We start from the raw sequence: 20567 nt of genomic DNA on the forward strand, positions 1-20567 counted from the left end.
GTGTTGATGACAGACTAAACTGCCTAATATAGTAATAAAAATCCGAGCTTTTCTTACCCTCATCAGTTAAAAAATAGGCGGTTATACTGCCATGATATGGATGAATGATCAATATAAACGGGGAAATAAGATTAAGATGAGTATGGAAATATCATGTTAATTATCATTTAATTAATAATTAACAATGTAATATTTACATGTTTTACCAATAAGTTAACGTCAATGAGTGAAAGTGAGGACTAGATAAGTAAAAACGACAGATAAATTGGAAGGAAAATGTAATTAGCGTAATTGACTATCCTTACTGCCACGCCGGTTGTAGCCACTAAATGCAGATTGTTTTTTATCTAATTCATTTTGGCAGTTAATGCAGAATTTAACACCCGATAATGCTAAACGGCGAGCCTCAGGAATAGCCGCCCCACATTCCTCGCAAAACTCAGCGCTTTCACCGGAGTGTAATTGGCGACGCGCTTTCGCTACCGCATCATCAAGAGTGGCATCAATTTGTTCTTGAACCGCATCTTCATTTGCCCAGCCATTTGCCATCATTCACCTCGACTTGATTGAATATTGACCTTATATCAATATAGAGGTAAGAAAATTTAATTCAAGGGCAATTATTGCTCTAAAGATAATGTCATGTAAATGTGGTCCATTCCCTCTTCATCATACATTTCACCTTCTATTTGATATCCAAGAGTATGGTAAAAATTAATGGCAGTATGTTGTGCAGAGAGTGTGATCTTACTGTAATGATGGGAACGACCATATTGCTCTACAAATGTCATTAATTCACGTCCAAGTCCTTTACCGCGATGTGTTTTTTGAACTGCTACGCGGCCTACTTTGATGAGGTTATCGTCAAGTAGCACACAACGTAATACCGCAGCTGGCTGCCCATCTAAATACAAAACGACATGTAATGCGGACTCATCATATTCATCGACATCGATATCAGCGGGAAACCCCTGTTCTTGAGTAAAAACTTGTTGGCGCAGGTTGAAAGCATCAGTAAGGAGTTCTGGGTTTGTGTACCCCATGCTATGTTTAATTTGCATTAGTTTTCCTGGTAGCTAGCGAATAAGAAACATAATTATATCGTGGAATGGAGAAAGAGTTAGGTGGGTTTTGTTGTTTTTTTGCACCAAATAAGAATGCAGGCATTTAAAGCCCACATTCTTGAAGGGAACTGAGCGGAAAATTATTTTTTATTGGTTTCTGCGTCATTTTCTGCTTTGAGCGATTCCGTTTTTTCTTTCATATCGGTTGCGACTTCGTCAGCTTTATTAATCGCATCCGTTTTAACTTCTTGGCTCAGTTCTGACGCATTTTGTTTTAACTCTTCAGCTTTATTTTGCGCATCTTTCGTTAATTCATCAGCTTTTTGTTCACCATCTTCTTTTAATTGCTGGGCTTTTTCTTCAGCTTGTTTAACGGTGTCACTTGGTTTGGATGAGTCATCACAACCTACGATAACTGTAACAATTCCCGCGAAAAGAAGTGAAGTGATGAGTTTTATATTCATAAACATATCCTTAGCACGATGCTGGTAAAAATGTTATTGAAGCTCGATATTGGCATAATCGCCAATGTGTATATTTAACTATAGTTGAAATTAAGTGAGTTATAAAATAATTAGGTAAAAAACTGAAATCGTTATATTTTTTTTGATTGTAAACTCAAGTGAATGCTTTTTTTTGGAAAGTCATCTCTTGTTCCATGCTATAGAGTTATAAAAGATAGAGAATCAAGCTAAACTGATTAAACTTATTATTAAATAAATAATGAAAACAAATGTATGGCTTAGAAAATAAAGGAATAGCATTATGGCGTACTATTATTCGTTGATTATTTTAAAATTTATTATCGGTTTTGCCATTGTTATCACTCATATGAATCTATCGGGGAAAACACAGCTTTCCCAAATGACTCCTATTGATTTTATTGGTAATTTTGTCTTAGGGGGCATTATTGGTGGGGTGATTTACAGCGATACTATCCCACTGTATCAATATGTGACTATTTTAATTATCGGCGTCTTGTTTATTAGTATTTTGAACTTTTTAACGAAAAAATTTAACTTTTTTCGTAATGTGGCGATTGGTAATCCCATACCCATTATTAAAAAAGGCCAATTTATAATGGAAAATATTTTAGAGAAGGCTAATAAGATAGACCTTATCAATATTTCATCTCGAATTCATGCACAAGGCATTCATTCCTTTCAAGAAATTTATTATGCACAAATAGAACCTGATGGGCAGCTAACTATTATTTGTGATGAAAAAAATATGCCATCAGTGATCCTGATAAAGGAAGGGGTTATTAGAAACTATGATTTGGAATCCATTGAAAGGGATGAGGCTTGGTTAATGCAACAAATTGAATTACAAGGTATTGAATCAATAAACGATATTTTTTTAGCTGAGTTTTGGCGTGGTGAAGTCACGTTTATTTTGCGGGATGGTAAAATAAACCGCAAGGGTACACAGCATCTGAAAGTTATAGCTTAAATGAATAAGTCGGTGAAATGCAGATAACATTTCACCGACAGAGACCTAATTATTGTTTTAAATCATCATAAAGCATTAATGAGGATTTATTATCTGGGTCACCAATATAACGAGGCTGAGGCTTAAATGCCTCATTAAACAGGCTTTTTTCGGGTTCAAACCCGGTATAGTTTAAACCTGCTAAATCAGACCACGCATAGATAAAGTCCATATTACTGAATGGTCGGGCTGTTTTATCATTTAAATCAAATTGATGTGTCGCTAACCACTCAGGTGATTGCCAAACAAGGAAAGGTACATTATAAATAATCCTACTTGGCTTACCTTCACTGCGGCCTAACATTTCATGGGGCGGGGTATCATAAACATCTTCACCGTGGTCTGAGAAAAATACCAAAAAACCATTTTCTTTTGAAGAATCAAAGTCCTTGATTAATGTTGAAACAACATAGTCGTTATAATATTGCGCGTTATCATAAGCGTTATAATCTTTTACTTCGTCATCATTTAGATTAGCAGGAACCACGCTGTCTTTATCTTTGAAAATAGCTTTATCTTCCGGGTAACGGAATTCATAGCGCATATGTGTCCCTAACAGATGAACAACAATAAATTTCTTTTCTGCAGGGTCTGCAAGCGCTTCCTTGAATGGAGAAAAAACCACGTCATCATAAATACGTGAGCTTTGCGCCATGTCATTGTTCAAATAATATTGCTTATCTGTTTGGCGAGAGAACGCCGTTAACAAGGTATTACGCTCAGTCATTGTCTGCTGGTTAGTGATCCAAAACGTTTTAAAACCTGCTTGCTTCATCATGTTCATGATAGAAGGGCGTGAATTGAAAAGTTCAGGCTCTGTTTGTGTCGCAAACGTCAGAATTTGCTGTAGTGCTTCAATAGTATAAGGTCGCGACGTCACAACATCATTGAATACGGATAAATTAGCAGGATAATCGTTAGCTAGCTCATCTAACTCAGGGGTAGTTGGGCGCGAATAGCCATATAGACTCATCCTATCTCGGCTAGTGGACTCACCAATCACCAACACAAATGTGCGGGGAGTGTCACCGTTTGCATCGACGAAGTTTTCTAATGGTGGAATTTTACTGTTGTCGCGGATTAACTCCTCCATGTTTGCCAGCTGGTTTTTATATAAAAGGTAACCACTCACAAACTGCCATGGTGCAGCATAGGCGAGCTTACTATTTAAATAAGACGCGACATTAGCTATTGGTCGGTCTTGTTTAATGCCTTTGTTATAATAAGGAATTCCGAACAAAATAACTAAAATCAGCAACGAAATACCGATGCGTCCTGGTTTTGGTAATGTGACTGGTTTCAGGCGTGTCCAAAGGAAGATTGCAACGACAGTGTAGGCGAGTATGACACCTAACACTTCGAAGCTAAAATATTGCTTAAGGAATTCGCCTGCTTCATTGGTATTGGTTTCAAACATCACAAACATGACACTTTGGGATATTTGATGCCCATAAACCACAAAATAAGCGAGAGCAACAACCGAAGAAAGCCATAAAACAATCCCAATCAGCCCTGCAACTAGCTTAATTTTTTTAGGAAATAGTAAGGCAGGAACCAACCAAAGAGAGCTATAGAGTAGTGAATCTCTTAGGCCAATAGAATTACTTTGCCCTGTTACTAGCACATACAGTTGTAATAGGGATGAAAAATACCAAAAGTAGATCAATAACCAGAACAGCGAGGCCCAGCTAAATTTTTCCGAGTGTGTAGTGTTACTCATAGGTTTTTAAACTCTTGTTTTCTATTATTGTTAAGTCGAATTGAAAAATAATTGAGAAATCGATTTTTAGATATAAAGACGTAGTTTAAGTTCCAAAATATATTCTTTATAATTAATAATTTCTTAATCATTCTGTAATGTTATGTTTATTCAAGTTTTTTCAAAGAACATGTTTGATGTTTATGGCAGTTTTCGTGATATTCCATTATAGACGATGTTTGGCTCGCTATTAGCCAAAATAGTAAAATAGCTCGTGCATTTGTTATCGTCTTTACGCCATTGATACTATCCTTTGACCTATTTATGGTATATAAGAAAATTTGGTGAATGCACTGCGTGAAGGGTGAGAGCAATACATGTTAGATAACTCATTTGTGGCTTTTTTGAAATCACCCCTATCAATTAGGGTGCTTCTTTCATTGCTAATTATTATTGATGGCGCAATGATTTTAAAACCCGTGTTAAGCGCTTACACCGACTATATTGATTGGCGTGAGTCTGGGCTAACACAGTGGTTGAAATCACTGGGTTTTATGAAATTGCTGGATATCCCGCGATTTTTATTGGGAATTTCACTGATTTTCCTATCGCTATTTATGGTTAACGGAGCCCGTATCGCTTGGGTGTTTTCACTATTTTTACTTGGGATTATTTCATTTGTTGACCTGCGGTTAACACAAGAAAACATACATCAAGGTTATTTTTCCCTCTTTTTATTGGTTGCTTTGTGCCTTTTTTGGAAGCTATATCATCACCATAGCTTAACCAGTGCCGGGTTTGTGGCAATAACCTGTATTATTGCATTATTGTTGTATTCCATTTTTGGTACTTTATATATTGGTGATGAATTTTCACCAGTCGTTAAAGACGGCACAACGGCCTTTTATTTTGCTTTAGTCTGCATGACAACGGTCGGGTTTGGTGACATTGTCCCGGTTACGGTTGATGCGCGTGTATTCACAGTGACAGTGATTATTTTAGGGATCACAATTTTTACCACTTCAGTGGTTTATATTGTTGGGGTGTTAGCTAAAGGTACGAAAGAAATCGTGCGTAAGAGGTTTTCTTATATGAAAAATCATTATGTGGTGATTGGTAGCACACCAATGGCCGTCAATGTCTATCAAGGGCTGAAAAACCGAGAACTGCCGGTGGCCGTGATTTGCCAAGAAAACCATCGCAGCCATTACCCTGAAAAGGATAATATTGTGACCGGTGACCCAACCAGTTCCGAATTGCTCGCCGCAGCTAATGTTAAACATGCAAAGTGTGTGTTAGTGATGACAGATAGCGATTCGCTCAGTACTTTCGCTTTATTGGGAGTGAAAGAGCAAGCAGGGGAAGGTAGCTCGGTAAAAACCGTGGTGTTAATTAACCAAGAAAGCAATATGGATAAAGTTCGCTTACTTAAGCCTGATATGTTGTTTTCATTATCTACGCTAGGTTCAGAGGTTTTGATGCAAGTGCTTTGCGGTGAAGCAATATCGAGCGACTCGATTAGTGATATGCTGTTGAACAAAGTTGCAAAAAGCTAACCTTTAAAATAAAAACAACAGGAATTGTGCTGCATGCTAAGTGCTCAAGATGTGAGTTGCCTTCGGCAAAATAGGGTTCTATTTCACCAGCTAAATTTTACCGTTCAGCCCAGTGAGATCTTGCAAGTTGAAGGGCCTAATGGTGCGGGGAAAACCACCTTGTTACGCATGATGGCGGGGCTATTAAAACCTGATGAGGGTGCGGTTTGTTGGAATAATCAATCGATTGAAAAACTGAAAGAAGAGTTTACGCGTCATCTACTTTATTTAGGGCACAAACCCGCAGTGAAATCATTATTGACCCCGTATGAAAACCTCAAATTTTATTACCGAATGCATAATAAAAGCAGTGAAGGTGACCGTATTTGGGCCGCTTTAGAGGAAGTTTCGCTAATTGGTTATGAAGATATCCCTGTAAGTCAATTGTCTGCGGGCCAACAGCGGCGTGTTAATTTAGCGAGGTTATGGCTTAGCGAAGCCCCTCTGTGGGTACTTGACGAGCCTTTTACTGCAATTGATGTTGCGGGAGTGGCGCGTTTAACAGAACGTTTTCATCAACATGCAGAGCAAGGGGGGATTATTTTGTTTACCTCTCACCAAGCGATGTCAGGGCAATTTGGCTCACTAAAACTGACGGGTGGGGTTGAAACATGTTTTGGTTATTAATTAAAAGAGAACTTAAAATTGCTTTTCGTGGTTTTTCTGAATTGGTTAACCCGTTGTGGTTTTTCTTAATTGTTATCACACTATTTCCTCTTAGTATTGGTCCTGAACCTCAGTTATTAGCACGTATTGCGGTCGGGGTATTTTGGGTTGCCGCTATTTTGTCTTCGCTGTTATCGCTAGAGCGCTTATTTAAGGATGATTACCTCGATGGTTCCCTTGAACAGCTACTTTTGGCCCCACATCCCTTATTTATTACCGTTTTTGCTAAAGTCATTGCACACTGGTTAGTCACTGGGCTGCCCTTGATCTTGCTATCCCCTGTTGCTGCATTAATGTTGTCTTTTAGCGCAGATACGCTATTGGTGCTAGCCGGTACGTTATTACTGGGGACGCCAGTATTAAGCTTTATTGGCGCGATAGGTGCGGCATTAACGGTTTCTTTAAAAAAAGGTGGCGTTTTAGTCAGCCTGCTAGTTTTACCGCTGTATATTCCTGTGCTTATCTATGCAACAGGTACAATGGAGGCGCATAGCTTTAAAATGCCGCTAGATGGCTATTTTGCCATTCTCGCAGCGCTGTTTGCCGCCAGTATTACTTTTTCGCCACTTGCGATAGCTGCTGCGTTGAAACTTAATATTAGCAATAGTTAGCCGCTCACCTCTTCTCATCAATGGGTAATTAGGGCGTCGGTATGCCCTAATTACCGATCTTTCCTACCTTCTTTTTTATAAAGTTGTAATAATTTATTTCAAATGTAATTGGTTAGATTTTCTTTACTCTTTATAAGGGAGAGAGCACTACAACTATTTGATTTTTAGTCACTAAAAATTACGCCTTAAGGTACATTTTTGATGTTTATTTGGCTTGAATAAAAGATTCCCTACAAGTTAAACTTGTTTTTATTTTTGTAATCAACTGATATATAAGATTATTTTATTTTTATTGAAAGTGATTGGTTATTTTAAAATTAAGTAGACAATTAACAAAAAATGCGAAGCAATTGGATTGTTATTTAAGAAAAAGTATGTAAAGTTGCGTATATTAACTTAATCTAAATCCAAATTATTAAAAAAAACTAATGCTTAATATACGTACCTTACTGAACGGATCAATTTGTTTTGCCTTTTGTTTTCCTGCTCTTGCAAAAGCGTCATTATTGAAACCAGATAACACAGATAACTTGTTCAATCGTCAAACGCATCAGCAACAAACGTTACAACAGCAGTTTGATGCAAAATCTCCCGATGTGAACTTATCTGCCTCCATTGCAAAAACACGTCTGCAATTTCCGCAAGAGACCCCTTGTTTTTTAATTGAGCAGGTTATTGTCAGTGGACAAGATACTTTCCCACATTGGGTACCTATAGAAAGGCTAGCGGGTCAGGCTGTTGGTCATTGTATTGGTGTTGATGGCATCAATTTATTAGTCACTGACGTACAAAATCGGCTGATTAGCCACGGCTGGATCACCAGTCGTGTATTGGTTCCTGAACAAGATTTATCAACAGGCGTTCTGCAATTAGTTGTCATGCCAGGCAAAGTACAAAAAGTCATTTTTACTGATGACTCATCACAATACAGTACGCTGTATACCGCAATGCCAGCCCATTCAGGTAATTTATTGGATTTGAGGGATATTGAGCAAGGCTTAGAAAACCTACAACGTTTGCCAACTGTACAAGCATCGATGGAAATGATCCCCGGTGATGGCCCGGGTGAAACCCAAATTGTGATCAACCGTCAGCAATCACGCTATTGGCATGCGGGCGCGTGGGTGGATAATACGGGTTCAAAAAGTACCGGTAAAAACCAAGCGGGCGTGATGCTTGCATTGGATAACCCGACTTCTCTCAGCGATCTTTTCTATCTTACAGCGACTCGCGATTTAAGCTTTTCTAGCGATAAAGACACCACCAACTACAGCGCGCACTACTCGGTGCCATTTGGTTATTGGCAGTTTGCCACCACCGCGAGTGATTATGAATACACTCAAACTATTGCTGGTGCAAATAGTGATATTGAATATCGCGGTAAAAGTAAAAGCTTGAATTTGCAACTGAGCAATGTGCTTTACCGTGATGCCACAGCGAAAACCACCGCGACCTATGATCTGAATTTGCGCGAAACCCGTAACTTTGTGCAAAACACTGAAATTGAAAATCAAAAACGGCGCACTACAGCGTGGAAGTTAGGTCTAAACCATCGCCAGTATGTGGGGCAATCAACCATTAATGTGGGGGCAAGTTACCAACACGGGACGCGTTGGTTTGGCGCTATGCCTGCTTTTGAAGAGTTTCGTCGTAAAGACTCTCAAGATTATGCGACAGCCCTCGCGATAGTGATGCAGTTTAACGCATCTGCTAGTATCCCTTTCACAGTGGCCGAACAATCGTTGCGTTTTGATACCCAGTATTCGCGTCAAATAAGCGACCGTCCCTTAACGCCTCAAGATCAATTTAGTATTGGTAACCGTTGGACGGTGCGCGGCTTTGATGGTGAGCGCACACTCAGTGCGGATGAAGGCTGGACACTTCGCAACACCTTGTCATGGTCACTGCCTATTCCGGCTCAAGAGCTCTACGTTGGCGCTGATTACGGCAAAATCAGTGGGCGTTGGACTAACCAGAATCTAGGGACTCACCTTGCGGGTGGGGCGATTGGCCTACGTGGGGCAATAACCCCTGCCAATTTGAGTTATGACTTATCTATCGGTACTCCCTTCTCTAAACCTGATGGTTTTAGAACCGACCCTGCCACTTTTGCTTTCTCTGTAAACTGGAATTATTAAGGACTCTCAGGATGAACAAGTTATTTTACCGCCTAATTTTTAATGCTGCTCGCCAAATGGTGATGGTGGTTTCAGATATTACTCGCAGCCATCGTGCGGGTCCTGCGGGTTCGAGTGAAAATCACGTAGAGAAAGCAACAAGTTGCCGAGTGCGCTGGTCAGTTAAACCGATAGTCACTTCTTTGTGGTTTACATTAGGCATGGTGAGCTTTAGCGTTTCGTCATCGACCATCGTTGCAGATGGTAAGGCTCCGGGTAACCAACAACCGACCATTGTTAATACGCAAAATGGTTTACCGCAAGTTAATATTCAAGCGCCTAACCGTGATGGCGTCTCTCGTAACCAATACAGCCAGTTCGATGTTGATCATAAAGGGGCGATCCTCAATAACAGCAGCACCAACACGAACACACAACTTGGTGGGATGATCCAAGGTAATGATTGGCTCGCTAAAGGGGAAGCCAAAATTATCCTCAATGAGGTAAATAGCCGTGACCCGAGTCAACTTAATGGTTTTATTGAAGTGGCAGGGAAAAAAGCGGATGTGATCATCGCCAACCCTGCGGGGATCACCTGTAACGGTTGCGGGTTTATCAATGCCGATAAAGCTTTGCTATCGGCGGGAAAAACTTTAATTGAAAACGGTAAAATCAAAGGATTTGAGGTCGATAAAGGCAGCATCAATATTCTTGGGAAAGGCTATAATGGCAATGGTACCAACTACACCGCGTTGATTGCCCGCTCAGTGAATATCAATGCGAAATTGCATGCCAAAGATTTAGCGATCACGACAGGGAAAAATACCGTGGCAGCGGATGGAACAACCATTCTTAAAACGGATAATTCCTCTGCCGATGATAAGCCTGAATTTGCTTTAGATGTTGCCGCATTAGGGGGGATGTACGCCAATACTATTAAAATGCGTGGGACAGAGCACGGTGTAGGCGTGCGTAATGCGGGGCATATTGGGGCACAAGCCGGGGATATTACCCTGTCAGCGGATGGGAAAGTAGGTAACTCTGGCGTGATCACCGCTAGCCAAAATATTGCCCTGACTAGCCAAGATGCTATCAATAATACCGGTACTATACTGGCGCAAAACGATATCCAGCTCAAAGCGAAACAGGCAATAACTAACACCGATAAAGGCCAAATCGTTGCAGGGCGTGATGCAGCAGTTCATGCAGAGCAAATTAACAGTGATCGTAGTGCTTTATTGGCGGCAGGGGTCGATAGCAAAGGTAAGTTGACTTCTGCGGGGTCATTAACAGTTAAAGGGGATAAATCGCTTGCATTACAAGGGGATATTGTCGCCAAAGACACCTTAACCGCGACAGGTAGCTCACTTGATTTGTCTGATTCTAATACCCAAGCCAACAATATTGTGTTGACCTCAACGACAACCGATATTCGAACGAAAAATGCGCACCTAAAAGCCACGAATAAAGCCACATTGACGGCTAAAACGGGCATTGATAATCAGCGCGGCGAGATTGTTGCCAATGAGCTCACGTTAATTGCACCTGAGTTAATTGATAATCAGCAAGGCAAATTGGTTCAAACGGGTAACTCAAAAAATACCTTAAATACCAAGCTATTAAACAATCAGCAAGGGGAAATTAACCTTGCAGGTGATACTTCAATCACGACGCAGCAGTTAAATAACCAGTCTGGGCAGTTACTCAGCCGTGATGGCAAGGTTGATATTCAAAGCAAAAACCTGAGCAACCAACAAGGCACGATACTCGCATCCGGTAAACAAGGCCTGATCATCAAGACAGATACGCTTGATGGGCAGAAAGGGGAAATTCTGACCAGTGGTGCACTGGGGTTAACCGCAAAATCGGCCAATCTTGACCAAAGTACAACACAAGCAGAGCACATCACTTTACAAGCAAATACGTTATCTCATCGTCAAGGCAATATGCTGCAGACGGGTGATAAAACGCTGAAACTCAATGTAGCTAATGGATTAGATAACAACCAAGGGAGTATTGCATCCAAAGGTGATCTGAATTTACAAGCAGGGGCCGTTGACAACACGGATGGTAAAATCCTCACTAGCTCGAACCATCGTTTAGACCTAACATCAGCGGGTGAATTGAATAATACTCGTGGGGTTATTCAAACCGATAAGTACTTGATGATCAAAGCCGATAAGCTGATCAACCAGCAAGGTAAAATGAGCAGTTTATCCGGTGCTGCTTTATTAACGGCAAATCGTTTAGCAGGTGAAAAAGGGACTATTTATACGCAAAATGCATTGCGCATAGAAAGTGCCGATATCAATTTAAACCAAGGCTTCACGCAAGCAGGCCAAGTTTCTATTTTAGCCAACAACTTTACCCATCAGGGTGCCACCTTGTTGCAAACTGGGGAAGGTAAAACTGAGCTACATATTCAAAACCAATTTGATAACCAGAAAGGTGAAATTTCCAGTAATGGCCAAATTGATATTGTGGCAAACGGGCTAAACAACCAAGACGGCAAAATTATTGCGGCAAAATTAGGCCATTTGACGTTGGCTATTCAACAGGCGCTGAATAATACACAAGGGACATTATTAGGCAATCAAGGTATTCAGCTAGCAGCGGAACGCTTAATTAACCAATCCGGTAAAATTATTGCCAGCTTTGGTGATAACCAATTGACACTTAAGCAGTTGGATGGTGAAAAAGGGGAAATTCTCTCAAAAGGAAAACTGGCTTTAACGGGGGATGAACTTAATCTCAATGACGCGGTGACGCAGGCCGATAACATCCAAATTGAAGGACAAAACCTGTCTCATCAGCGTGGGAAAATGCTGCAAACGGGCAGTGAAAAAGGGCAAATCAAGCTTGCTCAAACCCTTGATAACCAGTCAGGGAATATTAGCAGCCAAGGCACACTAAGTCTTGATGTCAATACGCTTGCTAACCAGCAAGGTGTTGTGGTCGCGGCAAAAGTCGGGTCACTAATCCTAAATGCGAAGCAGAGCGTAGATAACACCCAAGGCACCTTATTTGCCGAACAAGATTTTACCCTTAACACACAGTCGTTCACCAATATTGACGGTAAAGCAATTAGTAAACAAGGGAATATGCTGCTGGCTACCGAAGACTTGCAAGGTCAGCGTGGTGAAATCATTGCTCAAGGCGATTTATCACTAAGTGGTAAAGGCATTGACCTAACAGCTGCAAACACACAAGCACAGCATATCCAATTGCGAGCGAATAATTTAACCCATCAGCAAGGAACAATGACTCAGCTGGGTGAACGTGAAGGTACTATTGAGGTATCCCAACAGATTAACAATAGCGCAGGGGATATCAGTGGTAACGGCTCTTGGCTAATCAAAGCAAATACCCTTGATAATCAACAAGGTAAAATATTCAGCGCAAGAATGGGTAAGCTTGATTTACAAATTCAACAAGTGCTGGATAACACGGGTGGAGCATTGACCGGCCGGCAGGGTGTATTTGTGGAAACCCAATCATTGATTAACCGCACAGGTAAAGTGATTGCTAGCATGGGAAATATCACCTTAAATAGCCAATCCATTGAGGGTGATGAAGGTGAAATACTGGCAGCTCACGCCTTGAATATTGAAAGTGGAACGCTTTCGCTAAATCAGGCTGTCACCCAAGCGGATAACATCTTAATCACGGCGGATACCCTCGATCACCAAGGGGGTAAATTATTACAAACTGGCGATAAAGCTGGGAAAATTAATTTACAAGGGAAGCTGAATAACCAAGCGGGTGAAATAGGCAGTAATGGCGACTTTTCATTAACCGCCAATAGTCTTGATAATCGTGATGGACAAGTCATCACTGCAAAAAATGGTCAGCTAGGCATTGATTTAACTCGTGAATTATTAAACCAAAGCGGGGCACTCATTGGTGAGAATGGGCTGAACATAACGGCAAGTGATATCGAAAACCAGCAAGGAAAATTGGTTGCTCGCCATGGTGATGCAAAACTGGATGTGGCTAATGGTATCAATAACCAAGCAGGGTTAATTGCCGCAGAGCAACTGTTGCAGATGAGCAACCAAGCACTACAAAACCAGTTGGGTTATTTACAAGCAAATACCATTGATATTAATACCCATAACCAGCGGTTTGATAATACACAAGGCTCGTTGTTAGCCCAGCAAACATTGACGTTAAATAGCGGACAAATTGACAACCTACAAGGCTCCATTCAGTCTGGTAGTGACATGCTGATTGATACTCACGGTGAGCAGCTTAATAACACTCAAAGCGGTGACAATAAAGGCATTTATGCACAAGGCGGGTTAACCCTAACAACCGGTGAGCTCAATAATGAGCAGGGTCGACTTGTGGCGAAAGACACGCTTAAACTGAACAGCCAAGGTGTTAACAACCAGCAAGGTTTAGTGGGCAGCCAGTCTGAGCTCTCAATGTCAACGCAGCAACTGGATAACCGTGAAGGTGTGATTAAAGGTCACTCGGTGAGTATTGATACACAGGGCCAGAAACTGACGAATCTTGCGAAAAAAGCCGATCAAGGCATCTTTGCTAGCCAAAATCTAGCGATGACAGTTGGAGAGCTAATCAATCGCCAAGGGCAAATACAAGCGAACCAAATCTCCCTCGATAGTCAGAAAAAACGTGTTGATAATACGGAGGGGGAAATTCTTGCCGTCAATAATTTAACGGCAAACACGGGGGCACTGGATAACCAACAAGGTCGACTTCAAGCAGGAAAGCAGCTCACACTCAACACCCATGGCGAGCAGATAAACAATAGCTTTACGCAAAAAAATGGTGGTTTATTAAGTGGGGGCGGTTTATCAATTGACAGCGGAAAACTGCTTAACCAGCAGGGGCAAATTCAAAGCTCAGGAGCGGCATCACTCACCACGACAGGTATTGAGAACCAGAACGGACAAATTTTCGCTGGGCAGTCGATGGATATCAATACCCAGCAGCAGGCATTGCTAAATCAGCAAGGGACATTAGCGAGTAATGGCAAGCTTGAATTGAATACTGGGGATTTAAATAATACCCAAGGTGTGGCTCAAGGAAAACTTGGACTCACAGTGAATGCTGAGCAAATTGATAACCAAAAAGGGTTATTACTGAGCCAATCGGCGTTAAAAGTGACAGGAAAAAAACTCGATAATACTGAGGGGGTTGTTCAATCTCAGGGGAGTACAACGCTGGATATTCATCAACGGATTGATAACCAGCAAGGGCAGGTTTTGTCCGGTCAAAACCTGAACGTAAATACCCAACAACTCAATAATACGAGTGGTGTTATTCAAGGTCTCAATAATGTTGAACTGGTAGTCAAACAGCAAATTGAAAACCAGCAAGGTTGGATCAAAGCCAATGAAAACCTTGATATTTCTGCGGAGTCTATTGATAACAAAAATACAGCTCAAGTAGGTAAAGGCCTTGAAGGGGCAAATGTTAACCTCAGAACCACACATTTAGATAACCAAAGCGGGGCGGTTCGTGCAGGGCAAGCGATTGAAGCGAATATCGCACAAAGCCTGAATAACATACAAGGGATGCTATCTGCGGGAACGGATTTGAATGTAACCGATAAAGCGCAAGGTAAAGTCTTAGCGGTATTAAATCAGCAAGGGGTGATAGTCAGTAATGGCTCTGCCACGATCACGGCGAACCAGTTAACAGGTGAAGGTAAACTTATCGCGCAAAAAGCGTTATCGCTCACCTTCAATCAACTATTTGAAAATACGGGACGCATTCAGGCAGGTGAAAACCTAACGGCTAATTTTGCTCAAGGTTTTACCAATAAAGGGTTAATTTCTAGTCTTGGCGAGCTGGTTTTAAACACAACGACCGTTATTAACCAACTTTCAGGTGAGATCAGTGGGCAAAGTACCCGTATAAAAGCCAGTGGTCAGGTACATAACACTGGGCTCATTGATGGCGTATTAACCCATATTGTTGCTAATTCCTTAAGTAACTTAGGAACAGGCCGCATTTATGGTGATTTCCTTGCCATCGCAGTAAATAGCTTAGTCAATGATAAACAAGGAGATAAAGCAGCAGTTATTGCTGGGCGTAAAGAGGCCAACCTTGCAGTTGGTGAACTGTTGAACCGTGATCACGCTTTAATTTACAGTGATGGTGATTTAACCATCGGTAGCCAATTAAACGACCAGCTAAAAGCCACCGGTCATGCTAAAAGCGTGAAAAACCACAGTGCTAACATTGAAGCGGCAGGTAACCTCACACTAAAAACGGATTTACTTGAAAATAAAGATATCCATTTACAATTGACTGACGAAGCCGTGGAAGTGAGCCGTGAACATTTCGACTGGTACGATTTTGGTAATGGGCGACGTTATAAAATTCAGCCGCGTAATGGCAACCAAACGCGTTACGCTATTAATGAAGATGGTACGCTGAACAAGGAAGTGGGTATTCATTATGAAAAATCTAATCGCTGGCGGATGTTTGAGTATGGTAACTGGACTAAGAATTTTTATGAATACGATTACGACCGTATCATTTATGAAACCCAAGTTATCAAACGCGATGCCGCATTGATTACGAGTGGAAAGCACTTGACGATTGATGGTCAGCAGCTGAACAATGAAAATTCACGCGTTGTTGCGGGGCAAAACCTGATCTTAACAGGCTATGATCTCAACAACGAAGAAGCACAGGGTGTTCGCCGTATCTTTGAAGATGGAAATACGATTTATCGCTATAAAGGCGGTGGTAAATGGAAAACGCGTACTAGCACGTCAAAATACCAAGGGGTTAATAGCGAAGAAGATTTAGCCTTACATCTATTAGAGGTTGCCGAGAACGCGGGGGGGATCAATAAAACTCAGCTCGATTCAGTGAAAGTGAACCAACTGGATGGGCAAGCCGAACGTGTTTCTGACGCTAATCAACAAGAAAACCAAGGTGCAGCTGTTACTGAGCAGGCGTTAAAAGATAGCAAAAACACGCCATTAGACCTGAAGCCAGGCCAACAAATGGAAGTGGCGCAGTTACCTTCAATTTCAGACAAAGTGGATGTTAAAGACGACAAATCGGTTGACTCATCATTACACGCTGATGATGCCAACATCGGTAATGGGGCTGACATTCAAGGGCAAACTGATGTAGGCAAAGGGGAAAATATCACTGCGGAGACTGGGCCTCAGGGGAAAGACAACCTCGATACCGTGATAAGAACCGTTGGGCCAAACACTCAATTACCCGACAATAGTCTGTTTAACTTAACACCGGGTAGTGATAGCCAATTTTTGATTGAAACCGACCCGCGTTTCACTAACTACAAGAAATGGTTGTCGAGTATTGATATTGTCACCAATGAGCAGCTCCATAAGCGTTTGGGGGATGGTTACTATGAGCAACGTTTAGTTCGTGATCAACTGATTGAAACCACAGGACAGCGATTATTAGGCAACTACAATAGTGATGAAGAGCAATATCGCGCGCTGCTAACTAACGGTGTTGCGTTTGGTAAGCAATTTAACCTGACTCCGGGCATTGCATTATCACCAGAGCAAATGGCGAACTTAACCACAGACATCGTGTGGATGGTGAATAAAGAAGTCACACTGCCGGATGGCCGCGTTGAAATGGTTAGTGTTCCGCAAGTGTATGTCCGAGCCCGTCAAGGGGACTTAAACGGTAATGGCGCATTGTTAGCGGGGCGTAATGTTTCCGCCAACATGACCGGTAATATCCTTAATAGCGGTGAAATCAGTAGCCGTGAACTGACCGATTTACGTGCTGAAAATATCGAAAATAGTGGGCGCATTCAAGGTAAAGATGTACAACTTGATACCCTAAAAGATATTAAGAATATCGGTGGGGAAATTCGTGGATTAGACAGCGTTTCTCTTTCAGCAGGTCGCGATATTCTCAGTGAAACTGCGCAGCGTGGAGATGGCCAATCACAATGGCTCGATCGTCCTGCCAGTATTTATGTCACAGGTGATAATGGCCAGCTTACCTTAAAAGCGGTACAAGATATCAACTTGATCGCCACAGATGTCGGCAATTTAGGCGTTGATGGCAAAACTTCCATTATTGCGGGACGCGATATTAGTTTAGAAACTCGTGATGTCAGCTCGGCATTTGATTACACGCATAATTCAAGCAATTACTATCGTGGGGCTAATAGCACTGAAGTCGGCACGCAAATCCAAACTAAAGGGGATTTAACCTTATCGGCTGGGCAAGATCTTTCCGCTCGTGCAACGACTGTGACCAGCGGTGGAGAGCTGGCGATCAATGTTGGACGTGACATCAATATTTCCTCTGGTATTGAAACTAGTGACTATGCGAAACACACAAAAAGCACGGATAAAGGCTTTTTATCAAGCACGACAAAAGAAACTCATGATGAGGTGAACGAACGTACCGCTATCAGTAGTACGTTTAGCGGCGATAGTGTGAAAGTGACCGCAGGGAACAACGTCAATATCGAAGGGAGTAATTTACTTGGAACCAACGATGTCAATGTTACCGCTGGAAATCAGTTAAATGTGACCACTTCTGATGAAGCGTCCCATGAAACACATATGTCGAAAACAACCAAGTCAGGCCTGATGAGCACTGGCGGCATTGGTTTCACGGTTGGTTCAAATTCACAAAAAGTGACCACCGATACGGATAGTAACCAGAAAAAAGGCAGTGTGATTGGGAGTACGGCAGGCGATGTGACATTGACCGCAGGTGGTACAGCAAGCATTCATGGTAGTGATGTGATCGCGGCGAAAGATATCAATGTGATCGGTAGTGATGTGAATATTACGGCGGCTGAAAATAGCCGTACCGATATCACCACAGTGGAAACCAAATCCAGCGGGTTGACGGTTTCCCTCGGCGGTGCAGCGGGCAGCATGTTAGATGGAATGGCGCAGACCGCGAAATCGGCAAAACAAGAAGATGACGGACAATTAGCGGCCCTTAAAGGGATGAAGGCAGGTCTACAAGGCGTTCAGGCTCAACAAGCGGGTGAGCTAGCAGGTTTGAAAGAAGGCGGCAGTGTAGCAGATGCCTTTGGCGTTAATGTGTCATATGGCAGCAGTTCGTCTAAATCGACCACCAAAACCGAGCAGCATACGGCGTCAGGTAGTAGTTTAAGTGCGGGGGATAACATCACCCTTACTGCGACGGGTAAAAAAGAGGGTAGCCAAGGGGATCTGACAGTACAAGGTAGCCAACTGGATGCGGATAAAAACGTCACGTTAACCGCCAAAAATGATATCAACCTGACCAGTGCCACCAACACGCAAAAAGTGGATGGGAAAAACGAAAGTAAAGGCGGCTCAATCGGTGCGGGTATCAGTACGGGCGGTTGGAATGTCAATGCGAGTGTGAATAAAGGCAGCGGCTTTGAAAAAGGTGACAGCCAGTTCTACACCGATACGGAAGTGAATGCAGGCAAACAACTGACCCTCAACAGCGGCAAAGATACCACGCTGACAGGCGCACACGCGAGTGGGGAAACTGTTAAAGCCAATGTGGGCGGGGATTTAACTTTATCGAGCCAACAAGTTACTGATAAGTATGACTCAAAGCAACAGGGCGGCAGTTTAAGCGGCAGTATTGGAACAGGCTTAAATACCACCGCTTCGGTGAATGTTAATAAAACCGAGATGCACAGCGATTATCAATCGGTGGATAAACAAACGGGTATTAATGCAGGCAAAGGCGGTTTTGATATCACCGTCGGTAATCATACGCAACTCGATGGGGCGGTGATTAGCAGCACTGCGGACGCTGAAAAGAACAAGTTGGATACGGGCACGCTGGGCTTTGGGGATATCAAAAATAAAGCTGAATACAAGGTGGATAGCCAAAGTGGCGGCTTTAGCACAGGGGGCTCTCCATTTGCAGACCAGCTTGCGGGTAATGCCGCAGGCTCCTTGTTGACCAATGTGAATAACAAAGGGAAAGACAGCAATACGACACACTCAGCGGTGTCAGAAGGCGAGATTACAATTCGAGATAAGGATAATCAGAAACAAGATATCAACGAGTTAAGCCGTGATACAGATAATGCCCATGAGAAGCTCAATACGATTTTTGACAAAGAAAAAGAGCAAAAACGGATAGAAAAAACGCAGTTAGTGGGCGAATTAGGTAAGCAGATTACTGATATAGCGGTGACGAATGAGACGATTAAAGCTACGAAGGATGTAGATAGAGAGCACCCTGAGTTGAGTGGCAAGGAAAGAGAAGATGCTATTCAAGCTCAAGTTAACAAATCTGAATGGGGTGTCGGAGGGGATAATCGCCGTATAGTCGAGTCAGGCACCGCTTTGATTCAAGGGCTTATCAGTGGAGATGTGAATAAAGCGGTGGCGAATGCGAGTGCGCCGTACATTGCGAATGAAATCGCCAAAAATATTCCAGAGAAGAACAAAGAAGGACGCATCATTGCCCACGGTATTGCGAATGTTGCATTAGCGCTGGCAAAAGGTGAAAATGCAGGGGCACAATCGCTCGGTGCAATGACAGCGGAAGCGGTTGGAATGTTATCTGAGAAACTGTATAACAAACCAGCTAGCCAACTGACGGAAGACGAAAAAGCGACAGTCAGTGCATTTGCGAGTCTGGCAGCGGGTATTGCAGGCGGTTTAGTGGGTGGAGATACCTCGAGTGCAGGGAATGCAGCCCAGGCAGGGAAGACGACGGTTGAGAATAACTCAATGTCGAACTTTTTTGGTGCCCAAGGAGGTAAATATTTTGAAGGTGCCCTCACCCTCGCAACAACACTGCATGATGAGGGAAAAAGTGATGCAGAAATCAACGCAGCCTTGCAAGATTATGCAAAAGGCGACCACCCAGAAGGACAAGACCCCGCAAGAGGATTATTAATCGCGTGGGCACCGGTACCAACGATAGCAGGTGGTGCAGTCATTGCCCCTGCTTCAACCGCGTATGGATTAATTTTTGGTGGGCTTTTAGGTGGAAGCTCTGATGCAACTCAGCAATTTTTAACCATGAAACCGGGTGAGTCGTACAGCTATACGGACACACTGATCGCAATAGGGACAGGTTCTCTAACCCAAGGAAAAGGTGTCATATTCACAACTGCAGTGAATGGCGGTGGGGCTTATTTGGGCAGTACGCTAAAAAATGAAGATCCAACTGCTGCAGTTACAGGAAATGTCGTAGGTACTGTAATAGGAATAAAAGTAGGTGATAAAGTTACAGGTAACTTATTGAATAATGGTTATGGACCTGTCAAATCAGAAATTATAGGTGAAGTTATTGGTGGAGGAGTTGGTTCTACAGCTGAAAATGCCACAGAGAAAACAATAAAAGATTTAAAAGGAAACAAATAA

Annotated in this window: 10 protein-coding genes; 6 read left to right on the forward strand and 4 right to left on the reverse strand. The window is 42.3% G+C overall.

The genetic code is table 11. The features are described 5' to 3' along the window. Window positions 1-282: 282 nt before the first annotated feature. The 3 genes from P3L44_RS04060 to P3L44_RS04070 form a co-directional block, all read right to left on the reverse strand. The gene (locus P3L44_RS04060) at window positions 283-549 is read right to left on the reverse strand and encodes a DksA/TraR family C4-type zinc finger protein (RefSeq protein WP_125893738.1); all 267 of its coding nucleotides are present in this window, start codon (window positions 547-549) and stop codon (window positions 283-285) included. Window positions 550-620: 71 nt separating this feature from the next. Then, window positions 621-1061 carry a GNAT family N-acetyltransferase gene (locus P3L44_RS04065; RefSeq protein ID WP_140172144.1) on the reverse strand — a complete coding sequence of 147 codons (441 nt, stop codon included), beginning with the start codon at window positions 1059-1061 and terminating at the stop codon, window positions 621-623. A 143-nt stretch (window positions 1062-1204) separates the two neighbouring features. Further along, complete coding sequence (locus tag P3L44_RS04070; RefSeq protein WP_036958543.1) at window positions 1205-1528, reverse strand: hypothetical protein; 324 nt, start codon at window positions 1526-1528, stop codon at window positions 1205-1207. A 301-nt stretch (window positions 1529-1829) separates the two neighbouring features. Here P3L44_RS04070 and P3L44_RS04075 point away from each other — a divergent pair, with 301 nt between their 5' ends. Beyond that, window positions 1830-2516, forward strand: coding sequence for a DUF421 domain-containing protein (locus P3L44_RS04075; RefSeq protein ID WP_213912891.1), 687 nt, complete (start codon window positions 1830-1832; stop codon window positions 2514-2516). A 49-nt stretch (window positions 2517-2565) separates the two neighbouring features. Here the strand turns inward: P3L44_RS04075 and cptA are convergent, their stop codons facing one another. After that, complete coding sequence (gene cptA, locus P3L44_RS04080) at window positions 2566-4275, reverse strand: phosphoethanolamine transferase CptA (RefSeq protein WP_213912890.1); 1710 nt, start codon at window positions 4273-4275, stop codon at window positions 2566-2568. Window positions 4276-4631: 356 nt separating this feature from the next. Here cptA and P3L44_RS04085 point away from each other — a divergent pair, with 356 nt between their 5' ends. From P3L44_RS04085 to P3L44_RS04105, 5 genes are all read left to right on the forward strand, one after another. Further along, window positions 4632-5810 carry an ion channel gene (locus P3L44_RS04085; RefSeq protein ID WP_125893728.1) on the forward strand — a complete coding sequence of 393 codons (1179 nt, stop codon included), beginning with the start codon at window positions 4632-4634 and terminating at the stop codon, window positions 5808-5810. Between the two features lie 33 nt (window positions 5811-5843). Then, window positions 5844-6476 (forward strand): cytochrome c biogenesis heme-transporting ATPase CcmA, encoded by a 633-nt coding sequence (gene ccmA / locus P3L44_RS04090; protein WP_125893730.1) that lies wholly within the window; start codon window positions 5844-5846, stop codon window positions 6474-6476. After that, window positions 6461-7126 carry a heme exporter protein CcmB gene (gene ccmB, locus P3L44_RS04095; protein WP_004914238.1) on the forward strand — a complete coding sequence of 222 codons (666 nt, stop codon included), beginning with the start codon at window positions 6461-6463 and terminating at the stop codon, window positions 7124-7126. Before ccmA ends, ccmB begins: the two co-directional genes overlap by 16 nt. A gap of 428 nt (window positions 7127-7554) precedes the next feature. Then, the gene (locus P3L44_RS04100; RefSeq protein ID WP_248467718.1) at window positions 7555-9264 is read left to right on the forward strand and encodes a ShlB/FhaC/HecB family hemolysin secretion/activation protein; all 1710 of its coding nucleotides are present in this window, start codon (window positions 7555-7557) and stop codon (window positions 9262-9264) included. Window positions 9265-9275: 11 nt separating this feature from the next. Beyond that, entirely contained in the window at window positions 9276-20567 is an 11292-nt protein-coding gene (locus tag P3L44_RS04105; protein WP_316928261.1) for a hemagglutinin repeat-containing protein, read from the forward strand.

This window comes from Providencia sp. PROV175, from assembly GCF_032707045.1.
In the GTDB taxonomy this organism is placed as follows: domain Bacteria; phylum Pseudomonadota; class Gammaproteobacteria; order Enterobacterales; family Enterobacteriaceae; genus Providencia; species Providencia hangzhouensis.

What these genes read in the sequence shown, in the direction of transcription:
- P3L44_RS04060 (WP_125893738.1), bottom strand. Translation starts at nt 549, where the DNA reads ATGGCAAATGGCTGGGCAAATGAAGATGCGGTTCAAGAACAAATTGAT.
- P3L44_RS04065 (WP_140172144.1), bottom strand. Translation starts at nt 1,061, where the DNA reads ATGCAAATTAAACATAGCATGGGGTACACAAACCCAGAACTCCTTACT.
- P3L44_RS04070 (WP_036958543.1), bottom strand. Translation starts at nt 1,528, where the DNA reads ATGAATATAAAACTCATCACTTCACTTCTTTTCGCGGGAATTGTTACA.
- P3L44_RS04075 (WP_213912891.1), top strand. Translation starts at nt 1,830, where the DNA reads ATGGCGTACTATTATTCGTTGATTATTTTAAAATTTATTATCGGTTTT.
- cptA (WP_213912890.1), bottom strand. Translation starts at nt 4,275, where the DNA reads ATGAGTAACACTACACACTCGGAAAAATTTAGCTGGGCCTCGCTGTTC.
- P3L44_RS04085 (WP_125893728.1), top strand. Translation starts at nt 4,632, where the DNA reads ATGTTAGATAACTCATTTGTGGCTTTTTTGAAATCACCCCTATCAATT.
- ccmA (WP_125893730.1), top strand. Translation starts at nt 5,844, where the DNA reads ATGCTAAGTGCTCAAGATGTGAGTTGCCTTCGGCAAAATAGGGTTCTA.
- ccmB (WP_004914238.1), top strand. Translation starts at nt 6,461, where the DNA reads ATGTTTTGGTTATTAATTAAAAGAGAACTTAAAATTGCTTTTCGTGGT.
- P3L44_RS04100 (WP_248467718.1), top strand. Translation starts at nt 7,555, where the DNA reads ATGCTTAATATACGTACCTTACTGAACGGATCAATTTGTTTTGCCTTT.
- P3L44_RS04105 (WP_316928261.1), top strand. Translation starts at nt 9,276, where the DNA reads ATGAACAAGTTATTTTACCGCCTAATTTTTAATGCTGCTCGCCAAATG.